The sequence below is a fragment of the Pseudomonas sp. ATCC 13867 genome (genome assembly GCF_000349845.1).
Lineage (GTDB): Bacteria > Pseudomonadota > Gammaproteobacteria > Pseudomonadales > Pseudomonadaceae > Pseudomonas.
The window spans coordinates 549,678-574,125 of the sequence record NC_020829.1; the positions used below are offsets into that span (position 1 = coordinate 549,678).

Annotated in this window: 18 protein-coding genes; 13 read left to right on the top strand and 5 right to left on the bottom strand. The window is 64.9% G+C overall.

Annotated elements, in window-relative coordinates; genetic code table 11:
- Nucleotides 1-54 precede the first annotated feature (54 nt).
- The 4 genes from pdxA to ltrA form a co-directional block, all read right to left on the bottom strand.
- Nucleotides 55-1,056 carry a 4-hydroxythreonine-4-phosphate dehydrogenase PdxA gene (gene pdxA, locus H681_RS02495; RefSeq protein WP_015475266.1) on the bottom strand — a complete coding sequence of 334 codons (1,002 nt, stop codon included), beginning with the start codon at nt 1,054-1,056 and terminating at the stop codon, nt 55-57.
- A 129-nt stretch (nt 1,057-1,185) separates the two neighbouring features.
- A complete protein-coding gene (locus H681_RS02500; protein WP_086009538.1) occupies nt 1,186-2,478 on the bottom strand; it encodes a peptidylprolyl isomerase in 1,293 nt (430 codons plus the stop codon).
- Nucleotides 2,459-5,236: an LPS-assembly protein LptD gene (locus H681_RS02505; RefSeq protein WP_015475268.1), complete on the bottom strand. Its 2,778-nt coding sequence runs from the start codon at nt 5,234-5,236 to the stop codon at nt 2,459-2,461. Before H681_RS02505 ends, H681_RS02500 begins: the two co-directional genes overlap by 20 nt.
- Before the next feature lie 134 nt (nt 5,237-5,370).
- Complete coding sequence (gene ltrA / locus H681_RS02510; RefSeq protein ID WP_015475269.1) at nt 5,371-7,083, bottom strand: group II intron reverse transcriptase/maturase; 1,713 nt, start codon at nt 7,081-7,083, stop codon at nt 5,371-5,373.
- A gap of 1,272 nt (nt 7,084-8,355) precedes the next feature.
- On the opposite strand from ltrA, the gene H681_RS02515 reads away from it, so the two are divergent.
- The 3 genes from H681_RS02515 to H681_RS02525 are packed head-to-tail and all read left to right on the top strand — an operon-like array spanning nt 8,356 to nt 10,815.
- Nucleotides 8,356-9,378, top strand: coding sequence for an aminoglycoside phosphotransferase family protein (locus H681_RS02515; protein WP_015475271.1), 1,023 nt, complete (start codon nt 8,356-8,358; stop codon nt 9,376-9,378).
- Entirely contained in the window at nt 9,375-10,049 is a 675-nt protein-coding gene (gene murU / locus H681_RS02520) for an N-acetylmuramate alpha-1-phosphate uridylyltransferase MurU (RefSeq protein ID WP_015475272.1), read from the top strand. Before H681_RS02515 ends, murU begins: the two co-directional genes overlap by 4 nt.
- 1 nt (nt 10,050) lies before the next feature.
- Nucleotides 10,051-10,815 (top strand): DnaJ domain-containing protein, encoded by a 765-nt coding sequence (locus H681_RS02525; protein WP_015475273.1) that lies wholly within the window; start codon nt 10,051-10,053, stop codon nt 10,813-10,815.
- A gap of 18 nt (nt 10,816-10,833) precedes the next feature.
- Here the strand turns inward: H681_RS02525 and H681_RS02530 are convergent, their stop codons facing one another.
- Nucleotides 10,834-11,880, bottom strand: a complete 1,047-nt coding sequence (locus tag H681_RS02530; RefSeq protein ID WP_015475274.1) for an alpha/beta hydrolase family protein — start codon at nt 11,878-11,880, stop codon at nt 10,834-10,836.
- A gap of 154 nt (nt 11,881-12,034) precedes the next feature.
- Between H681_RS02530 and H681_RS02535 the strand changes: the two genes are divergently transcribed.
- From H681_RS02535 to trpE, 10 genes are all read left to right on the top strand, one after another.
- A complete protein-coding gene (locus H681_RS02535) occupies nt 12,035-14,458 on the top strand; it encodes a PAS domain-containing sensor histidine kinase (protein ID WP_015475275.1) in 2,424 nt (807 codons plus the stop codon).
- The gene (locus tag H681_RS02540; RefSeq protein WP_086009539.1) at nt 14,458-15,093 is read left to right on the top strand and encodes a response regulator; all 636 of its coding nucleotides are present in this window, start codon (nt 14,458-14,460) and stop codon (nt 15,091-15,093) included. The genes H681_RS02535 and H681_RS02540 overlap by 1 nt, the downstream gene beginning before the upstream one ends.
- A 147-nt stretch (nt 15,094-15,240) precedes the next feature.
- A complete protein-coding gene (locus H681_RS02545) occupies nt 15,241-16,278 on the top strand; it encodes an ABC transporter substrate-binding protein (protein ID WP_041711690.1) in 1,038 nt (345 codons plus the stop codon).
- 191 nt (nt 16,279-16,469) lie between these two features.
- The gene (locus H681_RS02550) at nt 16,470-17,579 is read left to right on the top strand and encodes an ABC transporter ATP-binding protein (protein WP_015475278.1); all 1,110 of its coding nucleotides are present in this window, start codon (nt 16,470-16,472) and stop codon (nt 17,577-17,579) included.
- Nucleotides 17,580-17,652: 73 nt separating this feature from the next.
- Nucleotides 17,653-18,702, top strand: coding sequence for an ABC transporter substrate-binding protein (locus tag H681_RS02555; protein ID WP_015475279.1), 1,050 nt, complete (start codon nt 17,653-17,655; stop codon nt 18,700-18,702).
- A gap of 125 nt (nt 18,703-18,827) precedes the next feature.
- A complete protein-coding gene (locus tag H681_RS02560) occupies nt 18,828-20,075 on the top strand; it encodes an ABC transporter permease (protein ID WP_015475280.1) in 1,248 nt (415 codons plus the stop codon).
- A gap of 158 nt (nt 20,076-20,233) precedes the next feature.
- Nucleotides 20,234-21,061, top strand: a complete 828-nt coding sequence (locus H681_RS02565; protein ID WP_015475281.1) for an ABC transporter permease — start codon at nt 20,234-20,236, stop codon at nt 21,059-21,061.
- 190 nt (nt 21,062-21,251) lie between these two features.
- A complete protein-coding gene (gene rpe, locus H681_RS02570) occupies nt 21,252-21,926 on the top strand; it encodes a ribulose-phosphate 3-epimerase (RefSeq protein WP_015475282.1) in 675 nt (224 codons plus the stop codon).
- Entirely contained in the window at nt 21,926-22,744 is an 819-nt protein-coding gene (locus H681_RS02575) for a phosphoglycolate phosphatase (RefSeq protein ID WP_015475283.1), read from the top strand. Before rpe ends, H681_RS02575 begins: the two co-directional genes overlap by 1 nt.
- A gap of 213 nt (nt 22,745-22,957) precedes the next feature.
- Nucleotides 22,958-24,445, top strand: coding sequence for an anthranilate synthase component I (gene trpE, locus H681_RS02580; protein WP_015475284.1), 1,488 nt, complete (start codon nt 22,958-22,960; stop codon nt 24,443-24,445).
- Nucleotides 24,446-24,448 lie beyond the last annotated feature (3 nt).

Genomic DNA, 24,448 nt, shown 5'->3' on the forward strand with positions numbered 1-24,448 from the left:
TTTACCAGCCCGGCGCGGCCAGCACGAAACGCTGGCCGAACGGGATGCCTGGGGTCAGCGCGCGCCGGCGCCGGCTTCGGCCATCTGGTAGGCGGTTTCCAGGGCGACCTGCAGGCTGCCGCTGTCGATCCGGCCGGTACCGGCCAGATCCAGCGCGGTTCCGTGGTCCACCGAGGTGCGGATGATCGGCAGGCCCAGCGTCACGTTCACCGCCGCGCCGAAGCCCTTGTACTTGAGCACCGGCAGGCCCTGGTCGTGGTACATGGCCAGTACGGCGTCGCAGTGTTCCAGGTGCTTGGGGGTGAACAGGGTATCGGCCGGCAGTGGGCCGATCAGCTGTATGCCCTCGGTGCGCAGGCGCTCCAGGGTCGGCTCGATCACGTCGATTTCTTCGTGGCCGAGGTGGCCGCCTTCACCTGCGTGGGGATTCAGGCCGCAGACCAGGATGCGCGGGTTGGCCAGGCCGAACTTGTCGCGCAGGTCGGCATGCAGGATACGGGTGACGCGCTCCAGGCGCTCCGGGGTGATGGCATCGGCGATCTGCCGCAGCGGCAGGTGGGTGGTTACCAGCGCGACGCGCAGGCCGCGGGTGGCGAGCATCATCACCACTTGGGCGGTGCGGGTGAGGTCGGCGAGGAATTCGGTGTGGCCGGAGAAGGCGATTCCGGCTTCGTTGATCACACCCTTGTGCACCGGCGCGGTGATCATTCCCGCGAAATGGCCGTCCAGGCAGCCCTGGCCGGCGCGGGTCAGGGTCTCCAGTACGTAGGCGGCGTTGGCCTGGTTCAGCTTGCCCGGCTCGACCGGCGCGGCCAGCGGTGTATCCCAGACATACAGGGTGCCGGCCGGGGCGGCGGCGCTGGGCCACTGGCCCGGACCGACGTCCTGCAGGTCGATGTTCAGCCCCAGCAGGGCGGCGCGCTGGGCCAGCAGTTCACGGCTGGCGACGGCGACCAGCGGGTGCGGTTGCGCTTCGCGGGCCAGCAGCAGGCAGAGGTCGGGGCCGATGCCGGCGGGCTCACCTGGGGTGAGGGCGAAAAGGTGGGAGGTGCTCATCAGGGACTCTCGAATCAGGATTTGCGGCAGATGGGCCTACTCTACGACGAAGCCCTTCCTGATCGAAGCTTTCGGCGGGCAAAAAGAAACCCGGCCGAGGCCGGGTTTCTTTTGAGCGACTCGCGCCGCTTACTGCTTGATCTCGACATAGGCTTCGTCGCGGATCTGCCGTAGCCAGGCCTGCAGCTCTTCGTCGTACTTGCGTGCGCGAAGGGTCTGGGCTGCCTGTTGTTCGCGGAACTTGTCGCTGCTGTCGGTGGCGCGACGGCCGAGGACTTCCAGCACGTGCCAGCCGAACGGCGAACGGAACGGCTTGGTGACCTGGCCTTGCGGCGCGTTGTTCATCACCTCGCGGAATTCCGGCACCAGCGATTCCGGGTCGACCCAGTTGAGGTCGCCGCCGTTGAGCTTGGAGCCCGGGTCTTCGGAGTACTTCTTCGCCAGATCGGCGAAGCTTTCGCCGGCCTGGATGCGTTCGTAGAGCTTCTCGGCCAGGCGCTGGGTGTCTTCTTCGCTGCGGATCTCGCTGGGCTTGAGCAGGATGTGGCGGACGTGGACTTCGTCACGCAGCATCTTGCTGCCGCCGCGCTTCTCTTCCAGCTTGAGGATGATGTAGCCGCCCGGGGTGCGGACCGGCTCGGTCACGTCGCCCACGGCCAGGCTGCCGATCATGCTGTCGAACGGGGAGGGCAACTGGGCGGCCTTGCGCCAGCCGATCTCGCCGCCTTCCAGGGCGTTGTCGCCCGCCGAGCGGGACACCGCCAACTGACCGAAGTCCGCGCCCTGCTTGAGCTGCTGGTACAGCTCGGTGGCCTGGCGTCCGGCGGCCTGCACGGTTTCCGGCGAGGCGCCATCGGGGACCGGGATCAGGATGTTGGCCAGGCGGTACTCTTCGGAGAGCTGGATCTTGCCCATGTCGGAGGCGAGGAAGTTCTGCACTTCCTGCTCGCTGACCTGAATGCGCTCGGCGACGCGGCGCTGGCGCACGCGGCTGATGACCATCTCGCGACGCACCTGCTCGCGGGCGTCGTCATAGGACAGGCCGTCGCGGGAAAGCGCGGCGCGGAACTGATCCAGGCTCATGTTGTTGCGCTGGGCGATGGTGCCCATAGCCTGGTTCAGTTCTTCATCGGTGATGCGGATGCCGGAGCGGTCGCCGATCTGCAACTGGATGTTCTCGATGATCAGGCGCTCGAGCACCTGCTGGGTGAGAACATGTTCCGGCGGCAGCGGCGCACCGCGCTTCTGGATGGTTGCACGAACTTCGCGCAGGCGCTGGTCGAGCTGGCTCTGCATCACCACGTCGCTGTCGACGATGGCGACCACACGGTCCAGCGGAACGACTTCGGCGTGAGCGATGGAACTTACCAACAGTGCGCCCAGCATCAGCGGGCGCAGGGCCTTACATAGCATTGTCTTCACGTTGACGATAACCCTGGATACCTTGGTCGAGGAAGCCTTCCACCTGGTTGCCAACCACGCCGCCAAGGCCTTTCAAGATGATTTGCAGGAATACACCGCGGTCGGCCTTGGACGTCGAGGTCACATAGTCCTCGTCGTCGTAGTCGACCCAGTAGCGATTGATCAGGCGCAGTTTCCAGCAGCAGCTGTCGTACTCGAAGCCACCAAAGGCTTCCAGCGTACGGCTCTGGTTGTAGTCGAACTGCCAGCGGCCGATGGCGGCCCACTGGGGCACGACAGGCCAGATGAACGAGAAGTCATGCTGGTCGATCTTGTACTCGTCGCTGCCGTACTCGAAGGTGCCGCGTGATGGATTGAAGCGCTTGCTGTCCGCGCGGTAGCGGTAGCCGACGTTCAGCACTTTGCGCGGATCGTCTTCGGGCTGGTAGTGGAACATCAGGTTGCCGTTGTCGGTGTGGTGCCTGTCCGCATTCCAGTTGAAGTCCGAGCTCGCATACCAGTCGTGGTTGAAGCGGTACCGGCCGGTCAGGGCGTACGGCGAGCGCCAGGTGTCGGCGTCCGGGTTGCTCGCGCCACTGACCGCCAGGTCGTCCTCGGTCAGGCCCGGCAGTTGCACGCGGCGGTCGCTGAAGTAGTAGATCTGGCCGGCGGCGATATAGGCACGCTCGAAGCCGTCGTCCTCGATGAAGCGCGAGCCCAGGCCCAGGGACAACTGGTTGGCGTCGCCGATGCGGTCCTTGCCGGTGAAGCGGTTCTCACGCCACAGCGAGTCGTAGCTGAAGGTGAACTCGCCGGTGTCGAAGGTCGGCAGGTTGTCCTGGTTCTTGTACGGCACGTACAGGTACATCGCGCGCGGTTCCAGCGTCTGGCGGAACTTGGTGCCGCCGAAGGTGGTGTCGCGGTCGAAGTACAGGCCGGAGTCCAGCTTGGCCAGGGTCAGCGAGCGATCCGGGCTGCTGTCGTAGTTGAGCCAAGGCTGGTTCTGCGTGATGTATTGCTGACCCTTGCCGTCCAGGTCCAGGTCGTATTTGGTATAGAGACCCTTGACGGTCGGGGTCATGAAGCCCCAACTGCGGTTCATCGGCAGGCTGATGCCGGGTTCGGCATGGAAGCGGTCGCCGGTCGCTCGTGCCAGACCGCGGATATTGGTGTCCGGGCGTGGGTACAGCGTCGGGTTGTCGACGTCAATGCGGTAGTAGCCTTCATCCAGGTCGCGGTCGAAGCGAACCAGTTCGGTGCCATAGGTGAAGTTCAGCCCGCCCGGATTGAACGGTAGTTGGCCATTCAGGGTGAGCTGCGGCAGGCGGTCGTATGGCGTCACGTCGGTTACGGTCGCCAACTGGTAGGCCTGGGCGTTCAGGCGCGCGGTGTAATTGTCACCGCGGTAGGTCAGCGAGCCCTGCTGGTTTACAAACGTCGGCGTGCCGATGCCCAGCGATGTGTCCAGGTCCTGGAAGTAGTACGGGTCGCTGATGCGGGTGTAGTCCACCTGCGCCATCAGGCGCGAATCCAGGCCGCTGACGTTTTTCCAGCCGTACAGCCAACGGGTGTCGGTGTACTGCGGGAAGTCCTCGCGGTCGTCGTTCTTGTCGTTCAGATAGGCCGCGTTGAACTGGCCTTCGCTGGTGTGGGTCAGGTAGCGGAACTCGCCTTCCATCAGCAGGCCGCGCTTGACCATGTAGCGCGGGTACAAGGTGGCGTCGTAGTTCGGCGCCAGGTTGAAGTAGTACGGCGTGGTCAGGGTGAAGCCGGTATCGGTGGAGCTGGCGAACGACGGCGGCAGGAAGCCGGACTGACGACGGTTGTCGATCGGGAAATAGATATACGGGGTGTAGAACACCGGAATGTCCTTCACCCGCAGGGTCGCGTTGGTCGCGGTGCCGAAGCCGGTGGCCGGGTTCAGCTTGATGTTGTTGCCCTTGAGGACCCAGGCGTTGCTGCTGGGTTCGCAGCGGGTGTAGGTACCGTCCTTGAGCTGGATGATCGCGTCTTCCTGGCGCTTGGCGTACAGCGCGCTGCCGCGTACCTGGGCCTGGTGCATGACGTACTCGGCGTTGTCGATCTTCGCCGCGCCGTTGTCCAGTTGCAGCTCGGCGTGGTCGCCGACGATCAGCGCGCCGTTGTCGCGCAGCTTGACGTTGCCGGCCAGCTCGCCGCGGTTCTCGGCCTGGTGCAGGTTGGCTTCGTCCGCCTCGACCTGCATGCTGCCTTGGCGCAGGACCACATTACCCGCGAGGGTCGCGACCTGTTTTTCCTGCTCGTAGCGCGACACCTTGGCCGAAACGTAGGTCGGGGCCTCGTCGTTCGGCGTCTTGTCGTTCATGCCCGGACGCACCGGCTCGATGTATTCGCCGCTGCAGTACGGCCCCATCTCCGCCAACTGGGCGGCGGTCAGCTTCTCGCGCGGAACCCAGTCGAGGTGGCTGTAATCGTTGCTGCGCGACTTGAGGCCGCGGCCGCCGGACTCGGTGACCAGTTGCTTGGGCTCTTCAGCGGCGCTGGCAGCGCCGCCGGAGGCATCGCCGCTGGCGGCCGTGGCGCCGGCGCCAGAGCTCACGGCAGTGGCACTGTGCTGCGGGCGCGGAATGCTGGTGGCGCTCTCCTGCGGTGCACAGTTCCAGGCACCGGAGGCGGAGGGTTGGCAGGCGAACTGCTGACCGGGTGCCGCGGTCACAGAGGCGAGCGGCTGGATAGCCAGCAGGCCACCGGTCACCAGTAAGGGGAATTTTCTACGGAACACGGGGAAATTCACTGCCATCTTGTTAATCCGGGCTTCCTGCAAGCCATCGGCCCAGTGAGGACCGCGAGCCTCTCGATGGGCTCAAAGTCGGGTGGGAACCAGCCATTACTGGCTGATCCCCCCCTAAGAACCGTACGTGCACCTTTCAGCGCTTACGGCTCAGGCCTATCCAAAACCCCCGAGGGGGCCGGTTTGCTCACGTGCAGACCACGTGCGTGGAGCTGTTGGTGACAAATGGGGTGCAATAGTACCCGGTTCTCCAGGGAGTCTCCACCGCCTTGTGAGCGGTAGATAATGTGGTGGTCGTGCCACCCGGTTTCCCTGGATATCGGCTGTTTGCATAGCGCGCATAACCCATTTTGGCTGGTGAATAGACTGGCGATTTGCTTCCGGTATTTCAGCTTGTTCAGCATCCGTTCCATCCGCAGTTTTTCGCCTGCCGCCTCCATGAGCGGGTCGTAGGGGTTGTATTCTCCACTTACCTTTTTGTGCCGCTCGATCGGTGTACCTGCAAGCTGGTACAACTCGACCTCCCGTTTTGTTCCGTTCGCTTCCAGAACCGTGGTGGCGAACACCCATCCTCGTTCCCCTTGCGGTCGGAAATACTTCTTCCGTATCCAGTCCAGGGACTTGTTTGGATGCCGCCTTTTTGCCCAGCGCCAGAGCTTAATAAACGCCCTGTTATCCATCCGGCTGTACGCCTGTTTGGCCACCACTGGCTGATGGTAAAGCGCCCACCCCCGCAGGATCGGATTCAGCAATCGGATCAAGTCCTCTTGCTTACTCGTCTTGTGGGTGTCGATCACTTCCCTGATCTTGCCGTAGAACGCCTTGACGTTCTTCTTGCTCGGTTTGATCAGCAACGTTCCGTCGTACTTCCGGAAGTTCCATCCAAGGAAGTCGAAGCCTTCGTCGATGTGGACGATGCGGGTTTTCTTGGGAGAAAGCCGCAGCCCGCGTACCGCCAGGAACTGCTCTACCCAGGGTTTGATCTCGTTTTCCAGTACCTCCGGGGAGGCCCCAGTGATTACGAAATCATCCGCGTAACGCACCACGTTGATCTTCAGCTTCTTCGCCCTCGTCACCCCCAAATGTTGCTTGAGGAGTGATTCCAGCCCATCCAGTGCGAGGTTTGCCAGGGTTGGGGAGATGATCCCTCCTTGTGGCGTACCTGCATCCGTTGCATGTAATTGCCCTCGGTGTACAACACCGGCCTTTAACCATTGCCGGAGTACTCGTGTATCCGTAGGGACATTCCCTATCAGCCAATCATGGTTGATGTTGTCGAAGAACCCTTCGATGTCCGCGTCCAGCACCCATTGAGCGGAGGCTCGCTTGGAGAGGCATACGAACAACTGCGCCATCGCGTCCGCCGTGGAGCGTTCGATCCTGAAGCCGTAGCTATTCGGATCGCCCCGGGTTTCTGCGACAGGAGACAGCGCCAGCATATACAGCGCCTGCATGGCTCTGTCCGTCATGGTCGGGATACCCAGAGGGCGTTCCCGGCCATCCGACTTCGGGATAAAGACGCGCCGTAGTGGCCGTGCCTTGTATCCCCGCGTCTTCAACTGACCAACCGCTTCCCATTTCGCGTTGGGTGTATCCCAGAGTTGCTTATCGACTCCCGTCGTGCGGCTCCCCTGATTTTCCGTGACTCTCCGTACGGCCAAGTATCTGGCCGACTTCGAGCGGGTCAGCATCCGTTGCAAGGCTTTCACCCTGCGCCATTTGCCTTCCCGACAAGCCTTCGCAATCCGCACCTGCATTCCCCGGACGTTCCGCTGGACACGACTCCAATCGACGTCGTGCCATTGTTGTGGGGCGCCGGAAAGCGCAGGCCCGGCCTGTTGGCTGAGCTCTTTCATGCTGCTTTCCTCTCAAGTGAACTACCCGAGCGGAAGGTGCACGCCGCCCCTGACGGGGTGAGTGCACCCGCCAGGGTAGGTTTGTTAAGGGCCGATGGAAGCTGACCCTGGGTTGATTGAGACGGTCTCTGTCAGAGCTGTTGCGACGGAAGACCACGCAGAAGTCTGCCCGGTTTCCCGTGGGGTGATGTTTCAACCCCTATCCGGATCATTACAACCCGGCATTCGCTTTCTCTGCGATCCCATACCCGCACCGCCAACAGTTCGCCTTGCGGCTCCCCTGCCCGGAGGGCGGCGATACGGGCTTACCACGTTCCCTGTCTGTCACACGACTGGGTTAGGACTCGCCTTTTCACCGGTGGTCTTGAAGGCGACGTATCCCCACATCCCACGGAGATAACCGACCACATACCTTTTGGTTCATGCCTGACAGCAGTTTTGGCATGGCTATCCTTACGGTGTTTATCAGCGATTCACATGTGTTGCCCATACCAGCCAGCCTGGCGCCTCAACCCGGTACTGCTCCGAGTATCTGCAGCCTGCCTCGCGGAAGGACTGCACCCTGGATAGGGGGCTACGTTGTCGGACGAGCTTCGCACACCGCCGTTGCCAGTGATGCACGTCGTCGTAGGCTACCGTTGGTCGCACAACGAGTCCGCTCCCGCACCCTGATGGGTGTGGTTGGACAATGACAGACAGAGCTTTCGCCCATGTCTCCAGTTTGATGTGAGCAGGTACTGCGGGAGCAGCGTGCTCTCGGGGAGGTTTCCTCCTGTTTTGAGGCAGGAGGAACCCCAGCGGGGATTCTCTCCCGCAAGGGTTGGGCCACAAGGGCCGGGGTTAGTGCTTGGAATGTGGTCGTTTGAAGCGGCTTTTGATCCTTGGCCAATCAGCCCAGGCTGCCATCCCTAAACAGTAGAGAAGCAGGCCGGTGAGCATGATTATGCCGAAGGTATCTTGGCTCATCTCATTCATACCACCCTCCATTGGGCATGCACTCCAGAACCGAAAAGAGCTGGTTCGCAGTCGCGCTTCCGAGTGCTAGGCGACCTTGGGGTTGCCACCGCCGCTGCGGCAAGTCCTTGAAGGCAATGGACTTCTGGGCGGGTTTTGGTTCCTGGGGATGGATACCCAAGCGTGCGATTTCCTCTCGGAAATCCCCCAAGCTGACCCTACAGCTTGGAGCCGGAGACACGCTACGCGTGTCGCACAAGATGCTGGATAATAAAGCATGACCCGCGCAACGGCTAGGGCCGTGGAGAACCCATAAAGATGTCACAGGATGCCCGTTACCAGCAGATGATCGGCTGGTTGGACTTGAGTTTGCCCGCTGTGTTCAATGCCGAAGGTTGGGGCCCGGTGCCCGAAGCAAGCCTGACGCCGGCCAGCAGCGATGCCAGTTTCCGTCGTTATTTCCGTTGGCAGGGCGATGGCCGCAGCCTGGTCGTGATGGATGCGCCGCCGCCCCAGGAAAACGTTCGCCCCTTCATCAAGGTCGCCGGCCTGCTGGCCGAGGCTGGCGTGCACGTGCCGACGATCCTGGCCGAGGACGTCGAGCAGGGCTTCCTGCTGCTCAGCGATCTCGGGCGCCAGACCTATCTCGACGTGCTCACCGCGCAGAACGCCGAGGCGCTGTTCGAGCCGGCGCTCGACGCGCTGGTGGCCTTCCAGCAGGTGGACGTCGCCGCACGCCTGCCGGCCTATGACGAGGCCTTGCTGCGCCGCGAGCTGCAGCTGTTCCCCGACTGGTACCTGCAGAGTCACCTGGGCGTGACCCTGGAGGGCGAGCAACTTGCCCGTTGGGAACGCACCTGCGACCTGCTGGTGCAAAGCGCGCTGGAGCAGCCGCGCGTGTTCGTGCACCGTGACTACATGCCGCGCAACCTGATGCTCAGCGAGCCGAACCCCGGCATCCTGGATTTCCAGGACGCGGTCTACGGCCCGGTGACCTACGACGTGACCTGCCTATATAAGGACGCCTTCCTCAGTTGGCCGGAACCGCGCGTGCACGACGGCCTGTCGCGCTACTGGCGCAAGGCGCAGGCCGCCGGCATTGCGCTGCCGGAGCGCTTCGAGGACTTCCTGCGCGCCAGCGACCTGATGGGCGTGCAGCGCCACCTCAAGGTGATCGGCATCTTCGCCCGCATCTGCCACCGTGACGGCAAGCCGCGCTACCTGGGCGACGTGCCGCGCTTCTTCCGTTACCTGGAGAACGTCATTGCGCGCCGGCCCGAGCTGGCCGACCTCGCCGCGCTGCTGGCCAGACTGCCCAACGACGAGGCGCATCCCGCATGAAGGCCATGATTCTTGCGGCGGGCAAGGGCGAACGCCTGCGCCCGCTGACCCTGCACACACCCAAGCCGCTGGTGCGCGCCGGTGGCGTGCCGCTGATCGAGTACCAACTGCTGGCGCTTCGTCGCGCAGGTTTCGATCAATTGGTGATCAACCACGCCTGGCTTGGTCAGCAGATCGAGGATTACCTGGGCGATGGCGCGCGGTTCGACGTGCGCATCCGTTATTCGCCCGAAGGCGAGCCGCTGGAAACCGGTGGCGGCATCTTCAAGGCGCTGCCACTGCTGGGGGAGGGAGCCTTCGTCATCGCCAATGGCGACATCTGGACCGACTTCGATTACGCGGGCCTGCACGGCGCGCTGGCCGAGGATGATCTGGCGCATCTGGTGCTGGTGGACAATCCCGGTCACCACACCCGTGGTGACTTCTGCCTGCGGGACGGCCGCGTGAGCGACTCCCGCGAAGGCGAGTCGAGTCTGACCTACAGCGGCATCGCCGTCCTGCGCCCGGCACTGTTCCACGACTGCGAGCCCGGCGCCTTCAAGCTGGCGCCGCTGCTGCGCCAGGCGATGGAAGCCGGTCGCGTGAGCGGCGTGCAGCATCGTGGCCGGTGGGTCGATGTCGGTACCCACGAGCGCCTGGCCGACGTCGAACGCCAGTTGGCGGAGGGCTGAGGTGTTCTGGCCGGGCACCGTGCTGGGCCTCGTTGCCGGTTGGGCGCTGGCGAGCATTCCCGGAGCCCTGCTCGGGGCGTTGCTCGGCCAGGTGCTCGACCGCCGCTTGAAGGAGCGCTCCTGGCGCGGCTTGCTGGCGCAGTTGCGCGGCGGCCCGCAGGTCGATGACCGCGAGTTGCTGTTCCGGTTGCTCGGCCGTCTGGCCAAGAGCCGCGGGCGCGTGCATGACGCGCACATCCAGCAGGCGCGGGCGGAAATGCTGCGTCTGCAATTGGACGACAGCGCCCGCCGGCAGGCCATCGAGGCCTTTGGGCGGGGCAAGAGCGGTGGCGAATTGCTGGAGATCGGCCTGCGCCAGCGTCGCGGCCGCGAGGCGACCGCGGAGGGGCTGCTGCAGGCGTGCTGGCGCATGGCCTGGGCGGTCGGCGCGCCGGGAGCGGCGGAAAAGCAGCTGATCCTGCAATGGGGGGACTGGCTCGGCGTTTCACGCGCCCGCATACAGGCCCTGGCCGGAGGTGCGGAACCAGCGAAGCCACCGGTGACGCCGCGTGAGTCCTATACCCAGGCCTTGCGTCTGTTGGGTGTGGCGGTGGACAGCGAGCCGGAGGAGATCAAGCGCGCCTACCGCAAGCTGATCAGCCAGAACCACCCGGACAAACTCGAAGGTCTGGGCGCCAGCCCCGAACGCATCGCCGCCGCGACGGCGAAAACCCGCGAGATCCAGGCCGCCTACCTGCTGATCCGGCAGCGACGCGGCTTTCGCTGATCGGCCCCGGAGTCCCGTTCAGGGGTGTTCGATCGGCTCCAGGTGCATCGACAGCCAGCCACGGATGCGCCGGTACAACTGTTCCTGTTCGGTGGAGAGGTCGGCGGGCAGGGCGTACATGCCGATCTGCAGGTAGTTCGGCGACTTCTGTCGTTTGCTGGCCTGCAGGCGCCGTTGCGCCGATTCGCGGTCGGCGACCTTGTCCTTGTAGTAGAAGTCGCCGGTGGCCAGGTTGAGCAGCGGTACCGTGTCCTCCAGCGGGGGCTGGAAGTCGCGGGGCATCTCGGGCGCCACCAGTAGCAGGTTCCTGATGTCGGCCGGCGTGCGCTCGCCGAGGTAGCGGGTTGCCCAGTAGGCGCCAGTGCCGTGTCCCAGCAGGACGATGGTCCTGGGTTTGTGCTGCTCGGCCAGTTCGACCGCCGCCTGGATGCGTGCCAGCACACGTTCGGCGTGGAGCTTGCGCAGCGCGACCGGGTCGGTCGGCGTCGGCGCGGTTTCTTCCGGGCTGGCCTGGGCCGGTTCGGCGCTGCCGGCCTCGCCGGTGCTTTCTGGCGTCGGCGTGGCATTGCCGGCGCTGCCCGTCACTTCCGGTTTGTTGGCGCTGTCGGCGGCGGTGGCATCGGTGTCCGCGCGGGCCTTGTCGGGCGAATCGACCGGACGCGGCACCGGCGCGGTGCTCTGCGGATCGGGCAACGTCACGCTGAGACTCTGCCAGCCGGCGTCGGGTAGCTTGCGCCGCAGCGGGCCGATCGCCACGGGCCAGTCGGCGCTTTCGCCGTCGCCGGGGATCAGGATGACCACGCCTTCCGCCTCGGCGGTGTTGGCCGGCAGCCAGAGGGCGAGGAAACTTTCCTCGCCGGCCTGCAGCAACTGCCGCTCATGTTCCGGCAACTGCCGCTCCAGGCCGCTGGCGTCATCCTGGCTGCGCTCGCTGAGCAGCGGCCGCACCAGCGGCGTGGCGGCCGCTTTCTCCTCGGCGGCAGGCGTAGCCACCGCGCCCCAGGCCGTCGACAGCGCGAGCGGCAGGCAGAGGGCGAGCAGGGTGGGGCGGGGCAGGTGCGGCATCGGCGATATCCATGTCTATGGGCGGGCGCGAGTGCGGCCAGCCTAACGGCTGTTATTGGGTTTGTCAGGCGCAGGGCATGCCGGGTTCCACCGGGGTTGCTGTAAGGTATGCCGGCTATCGAGTGGCACGATCGAATCCTGGGGTGTTGTCGGCATGAGTCGTCTGTTCTGGAAAGCCTGTCTGCTCTGGCTGTGCTGCCTGCCGCTGCTGGTCGCGGCGGAAACCGCGGTTCCGCCCCTGGCGCTGGATGCGGCGCAGCGCGCCTGGCTTGCCGAGCACCCGCAGTTGCGCGTCGGCGCGCTGCTGGAGGCGCCCTATGTGCAGCAGGACCGGCGCCTGCAGCAGCTGTCCGGAGCCAATGTGGAGTTGCTGGAGTGGCTGGCCAAGGCCATGAACGTGAGCCTGCAGTGGCGCACCTACCCGGACCCGGCGGCGCTGGAGCGCGCGGTACGCGCAGGGGAGATCGACCTGGCGCCCGGCATCAGCCAGACCCCGGCGACGCTGCGCGATTGGCTGTTCTCCGACCCCTACCTGCGCGTGCCGCGCCTGGTGGTGGGCGATCGGCGCAGCGGGACCTCGGTGGAGCTGGACACCCTCGGCGAGGGCGAGTCCGTCGCGGTGCGCGGACCGGGCCCGGTGGTGGACTACCTGCGCGGCACCTATTTGAGCCTGAGGCTGCAGGTGGTCGACAGCGACCGCGAGGTACTGCGCAAGGTGCTCGGCCGCGAAGCCAGCTACGCGGTCATCGATGAGGCGCAGCTCGCGCGCCTGACCCGCGAAACCGAGTTCGCCGGCCTGTCGGTGGTGGCCGATATCGGCTATCCGCAATTGCTGCGCGTGGCGACCCGGCGCGGTCTGCCGGAACTGGCCGGGATCATCGACGTCGCCCTGCGAGCGGTGCCGGCCAAGGACCTCGACCAGCTCCACGAACGCTGGCTGCAACCGACCTACCCGCGCCTGGGTTCCTCGCCCGGCTTCTGGCAGAACCTCTGCATCCTGCTCGGCCTGCTGCTGGTCTTTGCCATCGCCGCGTTGTGGTGGCAGCGCCGCCAGCAGCGAGCGCTGGAGTCGCGCTTGCTCGCGGCGCGGCGCGACATCGAGCTGCGCCAGGCCGCCGAGGAGGCCTTGCGCCTGACCCAGTTCGCCATCGACAGCAGCACGGTGGGGATTCTCTGGGTCAACTGGGACAGCCATATTCGCTATGCCAACCGCGCCGCCGAGGAAATGCTCGGCTACGCGCCCGGTGCGGTGGTGGATCGGCCGTTGACGGCCCTTGAACCGACGCTGAACATGGACCGCTGGCTCAGTCTCTGGCGCCGCGCGCGCAATGCCGACGAGGCGCCGCTGAGCTTCGAGACCCAGTGCCTGCGCGCCGATGGCCAGTGGTTGCCGGCGGACGTTTCGTTGAGCTTCCTGCGCTTTGGCGATTCCGAATACCTGCTGGTGTTCCTCACCGACGTCACCGAGCGCCGCCGCGCCCGCGCCGCGCTGGAAGAGAGCGAGGCGCGTCTGCAGGGCATCGCCGCCAACGTGCCGGGGCTGGTGTTCCGCCTGGAGCCCAATGCGCCGGACGATAACTCCGACTTCGCCTACATCAGCTTCATCACCGGCGGCAGCGAGGCCTCGCTCGGATACGCCCCCGGCTACCTGCGCGAAAGTGGCCTGGGGATCATGGGGCTGGTGGTTCCATCCGAGCGCGCAGGCTATCTCGCCAGCCAGTTGCAGGCGGTGGAGAGCGGCAGCAACTGGCGCTGGCAGGGACGCATTCTCACCCGCAGCCATGAGCCGCGCTGGGCGGATATCAAGGCCACGGTGCGGACCCTCGACGATGGCCGCCTGGCCTGGGATGGCGTGGTCTGGGACATCACCGAGAACAAGCAGATCGAGCTGGAACTGGGCGAGTCCCGCGCGCAACTTCGCGAGCTCTCCGCCCACCTGGAAAGTGTGCGGGAGGAGGAGAAAGCGCGGATTGCCCGGGAAGTGCACGATGAACTGGGCCAGGTGCTCACCGTGCTGAAGCTGGAAACCTCGATGTGCGAGCTGGCCTACGGCGAGCTGGACAGCGGGCTGCGCGAGCGCCTGGACAACATGAAGCGCCTGATCGCCCAGCTGTTCCAACTGGTGCGCGACGTGGCCACTGCGCTGCGTCCGCCGATCCTCGATGCCGGCATCGGTTCGGCGGTCGAATGGCAGGCGCGCCGTTTCGAATCGCGTACGCAGATTCCCTGCCTGGTGCAGGTGCCGGAGAACCCGCCGGAGCTGTCGGACGCCAAGGCCATCGGCCTGTTCCGCATCCTCCAGGAGGCGCTGACCAATGTCATGCGCCATGCCCAGGCGCATACTGTGGAGCTGCAACTGAGCGTCGAGGATCAGGCGCTGTGCCTGCGCATCGCGGACGATGGCGTGGGCTTCGAGCCGGGTGCCACGCGCCAGGGCGCGTCCTTCGGCCTGGTCGGCATGCGCGAGCGGGTGCTGATGTTCGGCGGCACGCTGCAGATCGACAGCCAGCCCGGGGAGGGCACCACGCTGTGGATCCGGGTGCCCCTCGACAACGATAACGACAACGAGCAGGAGTGATGGCGGTGATTCGAGTGCTGGTGGCGGAAGACCATACGATCGTGCGCGAGGGCATCAAGCAACTGATCGGCATGGCCAAGGACCTGCAGGTGGTGGGCGAGGCCACCAACGGCGAACAGCTGCTCGAAACCCTGCGCCAGACGCCCTGTGAAGTGGTCCTGCTGGACATCTCCATGCCCGGCGTCAACGGTCTGGAGGCCATCCCGCGGATCCGCGCGCTGAGCAATCCGCCGGCGATCCTGATGCTGTCGATGCACGATGAGGTACAGATGGTCGCCCGTGCCCTGAAGGCCGGCGCCGCTGGCTACGCCACCAAGGACAGCGACCCGGCCCTGCTGCTCACCGCGATCCGCAAGATCGCCAGCGGTGGACGCTACATCGACCCGGAACTGGCCGACCGCATGGTCTTCGAGGTCGGCCTGACCGACTCGCGACCGCCCCACGCGCTGCTTTCCGAACGCGAGTTCTCGGTATTCGAGCGCCTGGTGCAGGGCGACGGCGTCAATGAGATCGCCCAGCAACTGGCAGTCAGCAGCAAGACCATCAGCACCCACAAGGCGCGGCTGATGCAGAAGCTCAATGCCAATTCGGTGGCCGACCTGGTGCGCTACGCGATGGAGCACAAGCTCATCTGAGTTGACCTGCGCCATTTCGTTTGCAGATTTTTCCCTTTGCTCTGTGCGATGCGTCCTGTTTCTGTAACAAACCGTCTATCTAGCGGGCGTGAGGCAGGGAATCATTACCCGTTTCATGCGGTGCATCGTGATAACAAGGAGAAGAAGATGTTGCGAGCGGTAAGGGGAGGGCTGCTGTTCGGCCTGCTGGGGAGCGTCGCGATGCCGGCGCTGGCGGACTATGTCACGGTGATTTCCTTCGGTGGCGCCAACAAGGAGGCCCAGGAGGCGGCCTTCTACAAACCGTTCAAGGACGTGACCGGCAACGCTGTCGTCCACGGTTCGTACAATGGTGACCTGGCCAAGCTCAAGCGCATGGTGGAGATCAGCCACGTGTCCTGGGACGTGGTGGAAGTCGAGGCCCCCGAGCTCGTGCGCGGTTGCGAGGAAGGGCTGTTCATGAAGCTCGATCCCAAGACCCTGGGCAACATCGCCGACTTCGTTCCCGGCGCGGTGCAGCCGTGCGGCGTCGGCATCTTCGTCTGGACCACCCTGCTGGCCTACAACCAGAGCAAGTTGCAGGGCACGCCCAGCAACTGGGCGGATTTCTGGGACACCAAGAAATTCCCCGGCAAGCGCGGCCTGCGCTGGGGCGCCAAGTACAGCCTGGAATTCGCCCTGATGGCCGACGGCGTCGCGCCCAAGGACGTCTACGAGGTGCTGTCCACCGATGAGGGTGTCGACCGTGCCTTCCGCAAGCTCGACGAGCTCAAGCCGAACATCAAGTGGTGGAAGTCCGGCCAGGACCCGGTACGCGATCTCGCCGACGGCAGCGTGGTGATGAGCTCCGCCTACAACGGCCGGATCGCCGCTGCACAGGCCGAGCAGAAGGGTTTTCGCATGGTCTGGGCCGGCGGCATCTACGACTTCGATTTCTGGGCGCTGCCCTCGGGCGTGTTCAAGAAGGAACTGGCCGAGCAGTTCGTCAACTTCGCCAGCCAGCCGGCGCAACAGAAGGCCTTCGCCGAGCACATCGCCTACGGTCCGACCAACCGCAAGGCGGTGGAGCTGCTGGCGCCGGACGTCGCCGCCAACCTGCCCACCGCTCCGCAGAACATCGCCAATGCCGTGGGCATGAACGTGGCGTTCTGGGCCGCGCACGGCGATGCCCTGGAGAAACGCTTCCAGGCCTGGGCCAAGCGCTGAGGGCGATGCGTCGCGACCCGCCGCGCCAGCGGCGGGTCCTGCATGTCAACTTGCCATGCTTGTAGGGCGATCCCTACAAAGCATCCTCTCTAAGCCTTATAGCAATCTCTCATACCGCCCGATTTGCGCGCCGGTTCTGCTTCTCTAGGCTTGAGATCAACGGCATTTACAAAAAAACAAAAGGTGCGGTTATGGCCGAGAATCAGGCAAGCGATGTACTGGTCAGCTTCCGTGGCGTACAGAAGAGCTACGACGGCGAATCCCTCATCGTGAAGGACCTCAATCTGGACATTCGCAAAGGCGAATTCCTGACACTGCTGGGACCGTCCGGTTCCGGCAAGACCACCAGCCTGATGATGCTGGCCGGTTTCGAAACCCCCACCGCCGGTGAAATCCAGCTCGCCGGCCGCGCCATCAACAACGTTCCCCCGCACAAGCGCGACATCGGCATGGTGTTCCAGAACTATGCCCTGTTCCCGCACATGACGGTGGCCGAGAACCTGGCCTTCCCGCTGTCCGTGCGCGGCATGAGCAAGACCGACGTCAGCGAGCGAGTGAAGCGCGCCCTGTCGATGGTCCAGCTCGATACTTTCGCCGGTCGCTATCCCGCCCAGCTCTCCGGTGGCCAGCAGCAGCGCGTGGCCCTGGCCCGCGCGCTGGTCTTCGAGCCGCAACTGGTGCTGATGGACGAACCCCTGGGTGCGCTCGACAAGCAGTTGCGCGAGCACATGCAGATGGAGATCAAGCACATCCACCAGCGCCTGGGCGTGACCGTGGTCTACGTGACCCACGACCAGGGCGAAGCGCTGACCATGTCCGACCGCGTGGCCGTGTTCCACCAGGGCGAGATCCAGCAGATCGCCCCGCCGGCCGAGCTCTACGAGCACCCGCGCAATTCCTTCGTCGCCAACTTCATCGGCGAGAACAACCGTATCGCCGGCCAGCTCCAGGCCCGCGATGGCGACCGCTGCACCGTGGGCCTGGCCCGTGGCGAGAAGGTCGAGGCGCTGGCGGTCAACGTCGGCAGCGTCGGTGACACCGTCAGCCTGTCGATCCGTCCCGAGCGCGTGCGCCTGAACGGCCACAGCGAAAACTGCGTGAACCGCTTCTCCGGTCGCGTCGCCGAGTTCATCTACCTGGGCGACCACGTACGCATTCGCCTGGAGGTCTGCGGCCGTACCGATTTCTTCGTCAAACAGCCGATCGCCGAGCTCGATCCCGCGCTCAGTGTCGGCGACGTGGTTCCGCTGGGCTGGGAAGTCGAGCACGTCCGCGCGCTCGACCCACTGTCCGCGGCGTAACAGCGCGGCCCGGCCACTCCCGGACCTGATGCATCCAAGAAAAACAAACCTGCACACTGTGGAGACAACAATAATGTCGAAGTCCTTGAAAGCAGCGGGGCTCAAACTCGCGGCGCTGAGCGTCGGTCTGGCCTGCGCGGCCCAGTCGATGGCGGCCACCGACCTGACCGTGGTGTCCTTCGGCGGCGCCAACAAGAACGCCCAGGTGAAAGCGTTCTACACGCCCTATGAAAAGAGCACCGGCAACAAGATCGTCGCCGGCGAGTACAACGGCGAGATGGCCAAGGTGAAGGCGATGGTCGACACCAACAGCGTCTCCTGGGACCTGGTGGAAGTCGAGTCGCCGGAACTGGCCCGTGGCTGTGACGAAGGCCTGTTCGAAGAGATCGATCCGGCCATCCTCGGCAAGGCCGAAGACTACGTGCCGGGCGCCGTGACCAGCTGCGGCGTGGGCTTCTTCGTGTGGTCCACCGTGCTGGCCTACAACGCCGACAAGCTCAAGAGCGCTCCGACCAGTTGGGCCGATTTCTGGGACACCCAGAAATTCCCGGGCAAGCGCGGCCTGCGCAAGGGCGCCAAGTACACCCTGGAATTCGCCCTGATGGCCGACGGCGTTGCGCCCAAGGACGTCTACAAGGTGCTGGCGACCAAGGAAGGCCAGGACCGCGCCTTCAAGAAACTCGACCAGATCAAGCCGAGCATCCAGTGGTGGGAAGCCGGCGCCCAGCCGCCGCAGTACCTCGCTTCCGGCGACGTGGTCATGAGCTCCGCCTACAACGGCCGCATCGCCGCCGTGCAGAAAGAGAGCAACCTGAAGATCGTCTGGAACGGCGGCATCTACGACTTCGACGCCTGGGCCATCCCGAAGGGCGCCAAGAAGGTCGACGAGAGCCTGAAGTTCATCGCCTATTCGGTCCAGCCGGAACAGCAGAAGACCTACTCCGAGAACATCGCCTACGGCCCGGTCAACAAGAACGCCGTAGCGCTGCTGAGCAAGGATCTGCTGAAGGACATGCCGACCACTCCGGAGAACATGGAGAACCAGGTAGGCATGGACGTGACCTTCTGGGCTGACTACGGCGAGCAGCTGGAGCAGCGCTTCAACGCCTGGGCTGCGAAGTAAGCAAGCCCTTGCCGCCACGGTCGCCCGGACCGTGGCGGACCGGAGCCGCCGTTCCCCCTCGCGGCGGCTCCTCCTGACACCACACCTTGGCCGCTCCCGGGCGGCCCGTTTTACCGGAGTTCGCTATGGCCACCGCTGTGTCGATGAACGAGGTCGCCGGCCCCACCCTCAAGCAGCGCCTGGCGCGTGCGGAGCGGATGAACCGTTTGAAGTCCCAGGCGCTGGTCCTGCCCCTGCTGGTCTTCCTCCTGCTGACCTTCCTCGTGCCCATCGCGGCATTGCTCTACAAGAGCGTGAACAACCCCGAGGTCGTCGGCGCGCTGCCGTTGACCGTCAACGCCATTTCCGCATGGGACGGCAAGTCGCTGCCTGCGGACGAGGTGTACAAGGCGCTGAGCGACGACCTGGTCGCCGCGCGCAAGAACCAGACCCTTGGTGACCTCTCCAAGCGCCTGAACATGGAACTGGCCGGCTACCGCAGCCTGCTGTCCAAGACCGCCCGCGCGCTGCCGTTCAAGGAGCAGCCGGCGTCGTACAAGGACGCGATGGAAGGCCTCGACGAGCGCTGGGGCGACCCGGCCTACTGGCAGGCGATCCGCCGCAACGCCAGCTCCGTCACTCCCTATTACCTGCTGGCGGCGCTCGATCACCGCATCGACGACCTGGGCGAAATCGCCCGCGCCACGCCCGACCAGTCGATCTACCTGGACATCTTCGCCCGCACCTTCTGGATGGGCGCGGTGATCACCCTGATCTGCCTGGCGCTGGCCTACCCGCTGGCGTACCTGCTGGCCAACCTGCCGACCCGCAAGTCCAACCTGCTGATGATCCTGGTACTGCTGCCGTTCTGGACCTCGATCCTGGTGCGCGTCGCCGCCTGGATCGTACTGCTGCAGTCAGGCGGCCTGATCAACGGCGCGCTGCTGAAGATGGGTCTGATCGACCAGCCGCTGCAGCTGGTGTTCAACCGCACCGGGGTGTACATCTCGATGGTGCACATCATGCTGCCGTTCATGATCCTGCCGATCTACAGCGTGATGAAGGGCATCTCGCCGAGCTACATGCGGGCCGCCATCTCCCTGGGCTGCCACCCGTTCGCCAGCTTCTGGAAGGTCTACTTCCCGCAGACCGTGGCCGGTGTCGGCGCCGGTTGCCTGCTGGTGTTCATCCTGTCGATCGGCTACTACATCACCCCGGCGCTGCTGGGTAGCCCGAACGACCAGATGGTCAGCTACTTCGTCGCCTTCTACACCAACACCACCATCAACTGGGGCATGGCCACGGCCCTGGGCGGCCTGCTGCTGTTCGCCACCCTGGTGCTCTACGTGATTTACGGCTGGCTGGTGGGCGCGAGCCGCCTGCGCCTGGGCTGATAAAGCGTGTTCAAGACCTCGCCGAACGTAGCTCAGGCAAGGCGAGAACAGGCGAAAAAGCGCAGTTTACGCGCGGTAAATGAGCATTTGAGCCTGTTCTCAACGCCGCATGAGCAAGTGCAGGCAGGTATTGAACAGGCTTTGAGGAGAACAAGAAGATGCTGAGTCCCTACATGTCCCCGGTCGAGCGCGTGTGGTTCTACACCCTGCGCATCCTCTGCGGCCTGGTCCTGTTGTTCCTGGTGCTGCCGGTACTGGTCATCGTGCCGCTGTCGTTCAACTCCGGCACCTTCCTGGTCTATCCGCTGCAGGGCTTCTCCCTGCGCTGGTACGCCGACTTCTTCAACTCCGCCGAGTGGATGCGCGCGCTGACCAACAGCATCATCGTCGCCCCGGCGGCCACCGTGCTGGCGATGGTCTTCGGCACCCTGGCGTCGATCGGCCTGACCCGCGGCGAGTTCCGCGGCAAGGCGCTGGTCATGAGCCTGGTGATCTCGCCGATGGTCGTCCCGGTGGTGATCATCGGCGTGGCCAGCTACCTGTTCTTCGCGCCGCTGGGACTGGGCAACAGCTACATCTCGCTGATCATCGTCCACGCGGTGCTCGGTGTGCCCTTCGTCATCATCACCGTGTCGGCGACCCTGCAGGGCTTCAACTACAACCTGGTGCGCGCCGCCGCCAGTCTCGGTGCGCCGCCGGTGCTGACCTTCTTCAAGGTCACCCTGCCGCTGATCGCCCCCGGCGTGATCTCCGGTGCACTGTTCGCCTTCGCCACCTCCTTCGATGAAGTGGTGGTGACCCTGTTCCTCGCCGGCCCCGAGCAGGCCACCCTGCCGCGCCAGATGTTCAGCGGCATCCGCGAGAACCTCAGCCCGACCATCGCCGCCGCGGCGACCCTGCTGATCGGTTTCTCCATCCTGCTCCTGCTGACCCTCGAGTGGCTGCGTGGCCGCAGCGAGAAGATGCGTACCGCACCGACTGCCTGATCCACAGTGTTTCGCGGACGGTTCCGTCGCCGTGCTCACCCACGGAGGCGGGATCGATCCGCGATTTTTTTGCCCGTTTTCCCGCCTGCTCCCGCATCCCTTGGGCCTCGACTATCGGCCCGATCCCCTTCGAGCCGTCCGAGCGGCTACAATGCGCGCCATCCGTGATTCCCGCCCACAGAGGTGCGCCATGCAACCCTACGCCATCGCTCCGTCGATCCTTTCCGCCGACTTCGCCCGCCTGGGCGAGGATGTGGACAAGGTGCTCGCCGCCGGTGCCGACATCGTCCACTTCGACGTGATGGACAACCACTACGTGCCGAACCTGACCATCGGCCCGATGGTCTGCACGGCCCTGCGCAAGTACGGCGTCACCGCGCCGATCGACGTGCACCTGATGGTTTCCCCGGTGGACCGCATCATCGGCGACTTCATCGAAGCCGGCGCCACCTACATCACCTTCCACCCGGAAGCCTCGCAGCACATCGACCGCTCCCTGCAACTGATCAAGGACGGCGGCTGCAAGGCCGGCCTGGTGTTCAACCCGGCCACCTCGCTGGACGCGCTGAAGTACGTGATGGACAAGATCGACATGGTCCTCCTGATGAGCGTGAACCCCGGCTTTGGCGGGCAGAAGTTCATCCCCGGCACCCTCGACAAGCTGCGCGAAGCCCGCGCGCTGATCGACGCCTCCGGCCGCGACATCCGCCTGGAGATCGACGGTGGGGTGAACGTCAAGAACATCCGCGAGATCGCCGAAGCGGGCGCCGACACCTTTGTCGCCGGCTCCGCCATCTTCAATGCACCGGACTACGCCGAGGTCATCCGCGCCATGCACGCCGAGCTGGCGCAGGCGCGCAAGTGATGAGTGCTGCACAACTGCCGTTCGCCGGGCTGCCGCGTCTGGTGATGTTCGACCTGGACGGCACCCTGGTGGATTCGGTCCCGGATCTCGCCGCCGCGGTGGACAAGATGCTGCTGGCGCTCGGGCGCCCGCCGGCCGGCCTGGAGGCCGTGCGCCACTGGGTCGGCAACGGTGCGCGGGTGCTGGTGCGCCGCGCGCTGGCCAACGATATCGAGCACAATGAAGTCAGCGAGGAAGACACTGAGCGCGCCTTGGAACTGTTCATGGATGCCTACGCCGACAGCCACGCGCTGACCGTGGTCTACCCCGGCGTGATCGAAACGCTGAAGTGGCTGAAGAAGCGCGGCGTGGAACTGGCGCTGATCACCAACAAGCCCGAGCGCTTCGTCGGCCCGCTGCTGGACGAGATGAAGCTGGGCAAGTTCTTCCGCTGGATCATCGGTGGCGACACCCTGCCGCAGCAGAAGCCCGACCCGGCCGCATTGCTGTTCGTGATGAAGATGGCCGGCGTGTCGGCGGAACAGGCCCTGTTCGTCGGCGACTCGCGCAACGACATCTTCGCCGCCAAGGCCGCCGGCGTGCGCAGCGTGGGCCTGAGCTACGGCTACAACCACGGCCGCCCCATCGCCGAGGAAACCCCGACGCTGGTGCTCGACGACCTGCGCCATCTGCTGCCTTGCTTCGACTCGGGCAAAGCGATAGTGTTGCCCGACACCGTTACAAACCCCGCTCAGCGAGACAGCACCGTGGAAACGGCTCCCCACACACTCTGGATGAAAGTCATCAAGGCCCTGGCCCGCTGGCGCTGGCGCGCCTGACATCCTTTGGCCGGTACGCCCGGCGTGTGTGCACCCAAGTCCGTTTTTCCCTCAGAGCCCGTTTACTATCTGCTGCGCGTCGGCGGCACTGCGTTGAAGTCGCTTTCGAGATGCCTATTTACTGCGTGTAAACTCCGCTCTCTCAAGCGATTTCGCCTTGTTCCGCTCTAGCTCGCGAGATCCTAAACAGGCTCTTATTCCACGAGGCTGATCATGACCCGCGAAGAATTCCAGCGCCTGGCCGCCGAAGGCTACAACCGCATTCCGCTGACCTGCGAAACCCTTGCTGACTTCGACACCCCGCTGTCGATCTACCTGAAGCTGGCCGACGGTCCCAACACCTACCTGCTCGAATCCGTGCAGGGCGGCGAGAAGTGGGGCCGCTACTCGATCATCGGCCTGCCCAGCCGCACCGTGCTGCGGGTGTACGGCCATCAGGCGAGCATCAAGGTCGACGGCGTCGAGACCGAGAGCTTCGAGTGTGCCGACCCGCTGGCCTTCGTCGAGGAGTTCAAGGAGCGCTACCGTGTGCCGACCATCGCCGGCCTGCCGCGTTTCAACGGCGGCCTCGTTGGTTACTTCGGCTATGACTGCGTGCGCTACGTCGAGCAGCGCCTGGCGCAGTGCCCGAACCCCGATCCGCTGAACAACCCGGACATCCTGCTGATGGTCTCCGACGCGGTGGTGGTGTTCGACAACCTCGCCGGCAAGATGCACGCGATCGTCCTCGCCGACCCGGCCCAGGCCGACGCCTACGACCAGGGCCTGGCGCAGCTGGAAGAACTGCTGGAGCGCCTGCGCCAGCCGATCACCCCGCGCCGCGGCCTGGACTTCAGCGCCGTGAACGCCCCGGAACCGCAGTTCCGCGCCAGCTTCACCCGCGAGGACTACGAGCGCGCGGTGGACACCGTGAAGGAATACATCCTCGCCGGTGACTGCATGCAGGTCGTGCCGTCGCAGCGCATGTCCATCGACTTCGAAGCCGCGCCCATCGACCTGTACCGTGCGCTGCGCTGCTTCAACCCGACGCCCTACATGTACTTCTTCAACTTCGGCGACTTCCACGTCGTCGGCAGTTCGCCGGAAGTGCTGGTGCGCGTCGAGGACGGCCTGGTCACCGTGCGCCCGATTGCCGGCACCCGCCCGCGCGGTGCCACCGAGGAAGCCGACGTGGCCCTGGAAGAGGACCTGCTGTCCGACGCCAAGGAGCTCGCCGAGCACCTGATGCTGATCGACCTCGGACGCAACGACGTCGGCCGCGTCTCCGAGACTGGCAGCGTGAAGGTCACCGAGAAGATGGTGATCGAGCGTTACTCCAACGTCATGCACATCGTTTCCAACGTGAACGGCCAGCTCAAGGCCGGCATGAGCGCGATGGACGCCCTGCGCGCGATCCTGCCGGCCGGCACCCTGTCCGGCGCGCCGAAGATCCGCGCGATGGAAATCATCGACGAGCTGGAGCCGGTCAAGCGTGGCGTCTACGGCGGTGCAGTCGGTTACCTGGCATGGAACGGCAACATGGACACCGCCATCGCGATCCGCACCGCGGTGATCAAGAACGGCGAACTCCACGTCCAGGCCGGCGGCGGCATCGTCGCCGACTCGGTGCCGGCGCTGGAATGGGAAGAGACCATCAACAAGCGCCGCGCCATGTTCCGTGCCGTGGCCCTGGCCGAACACACCGCCAAGATGCAGGGTTGAGGA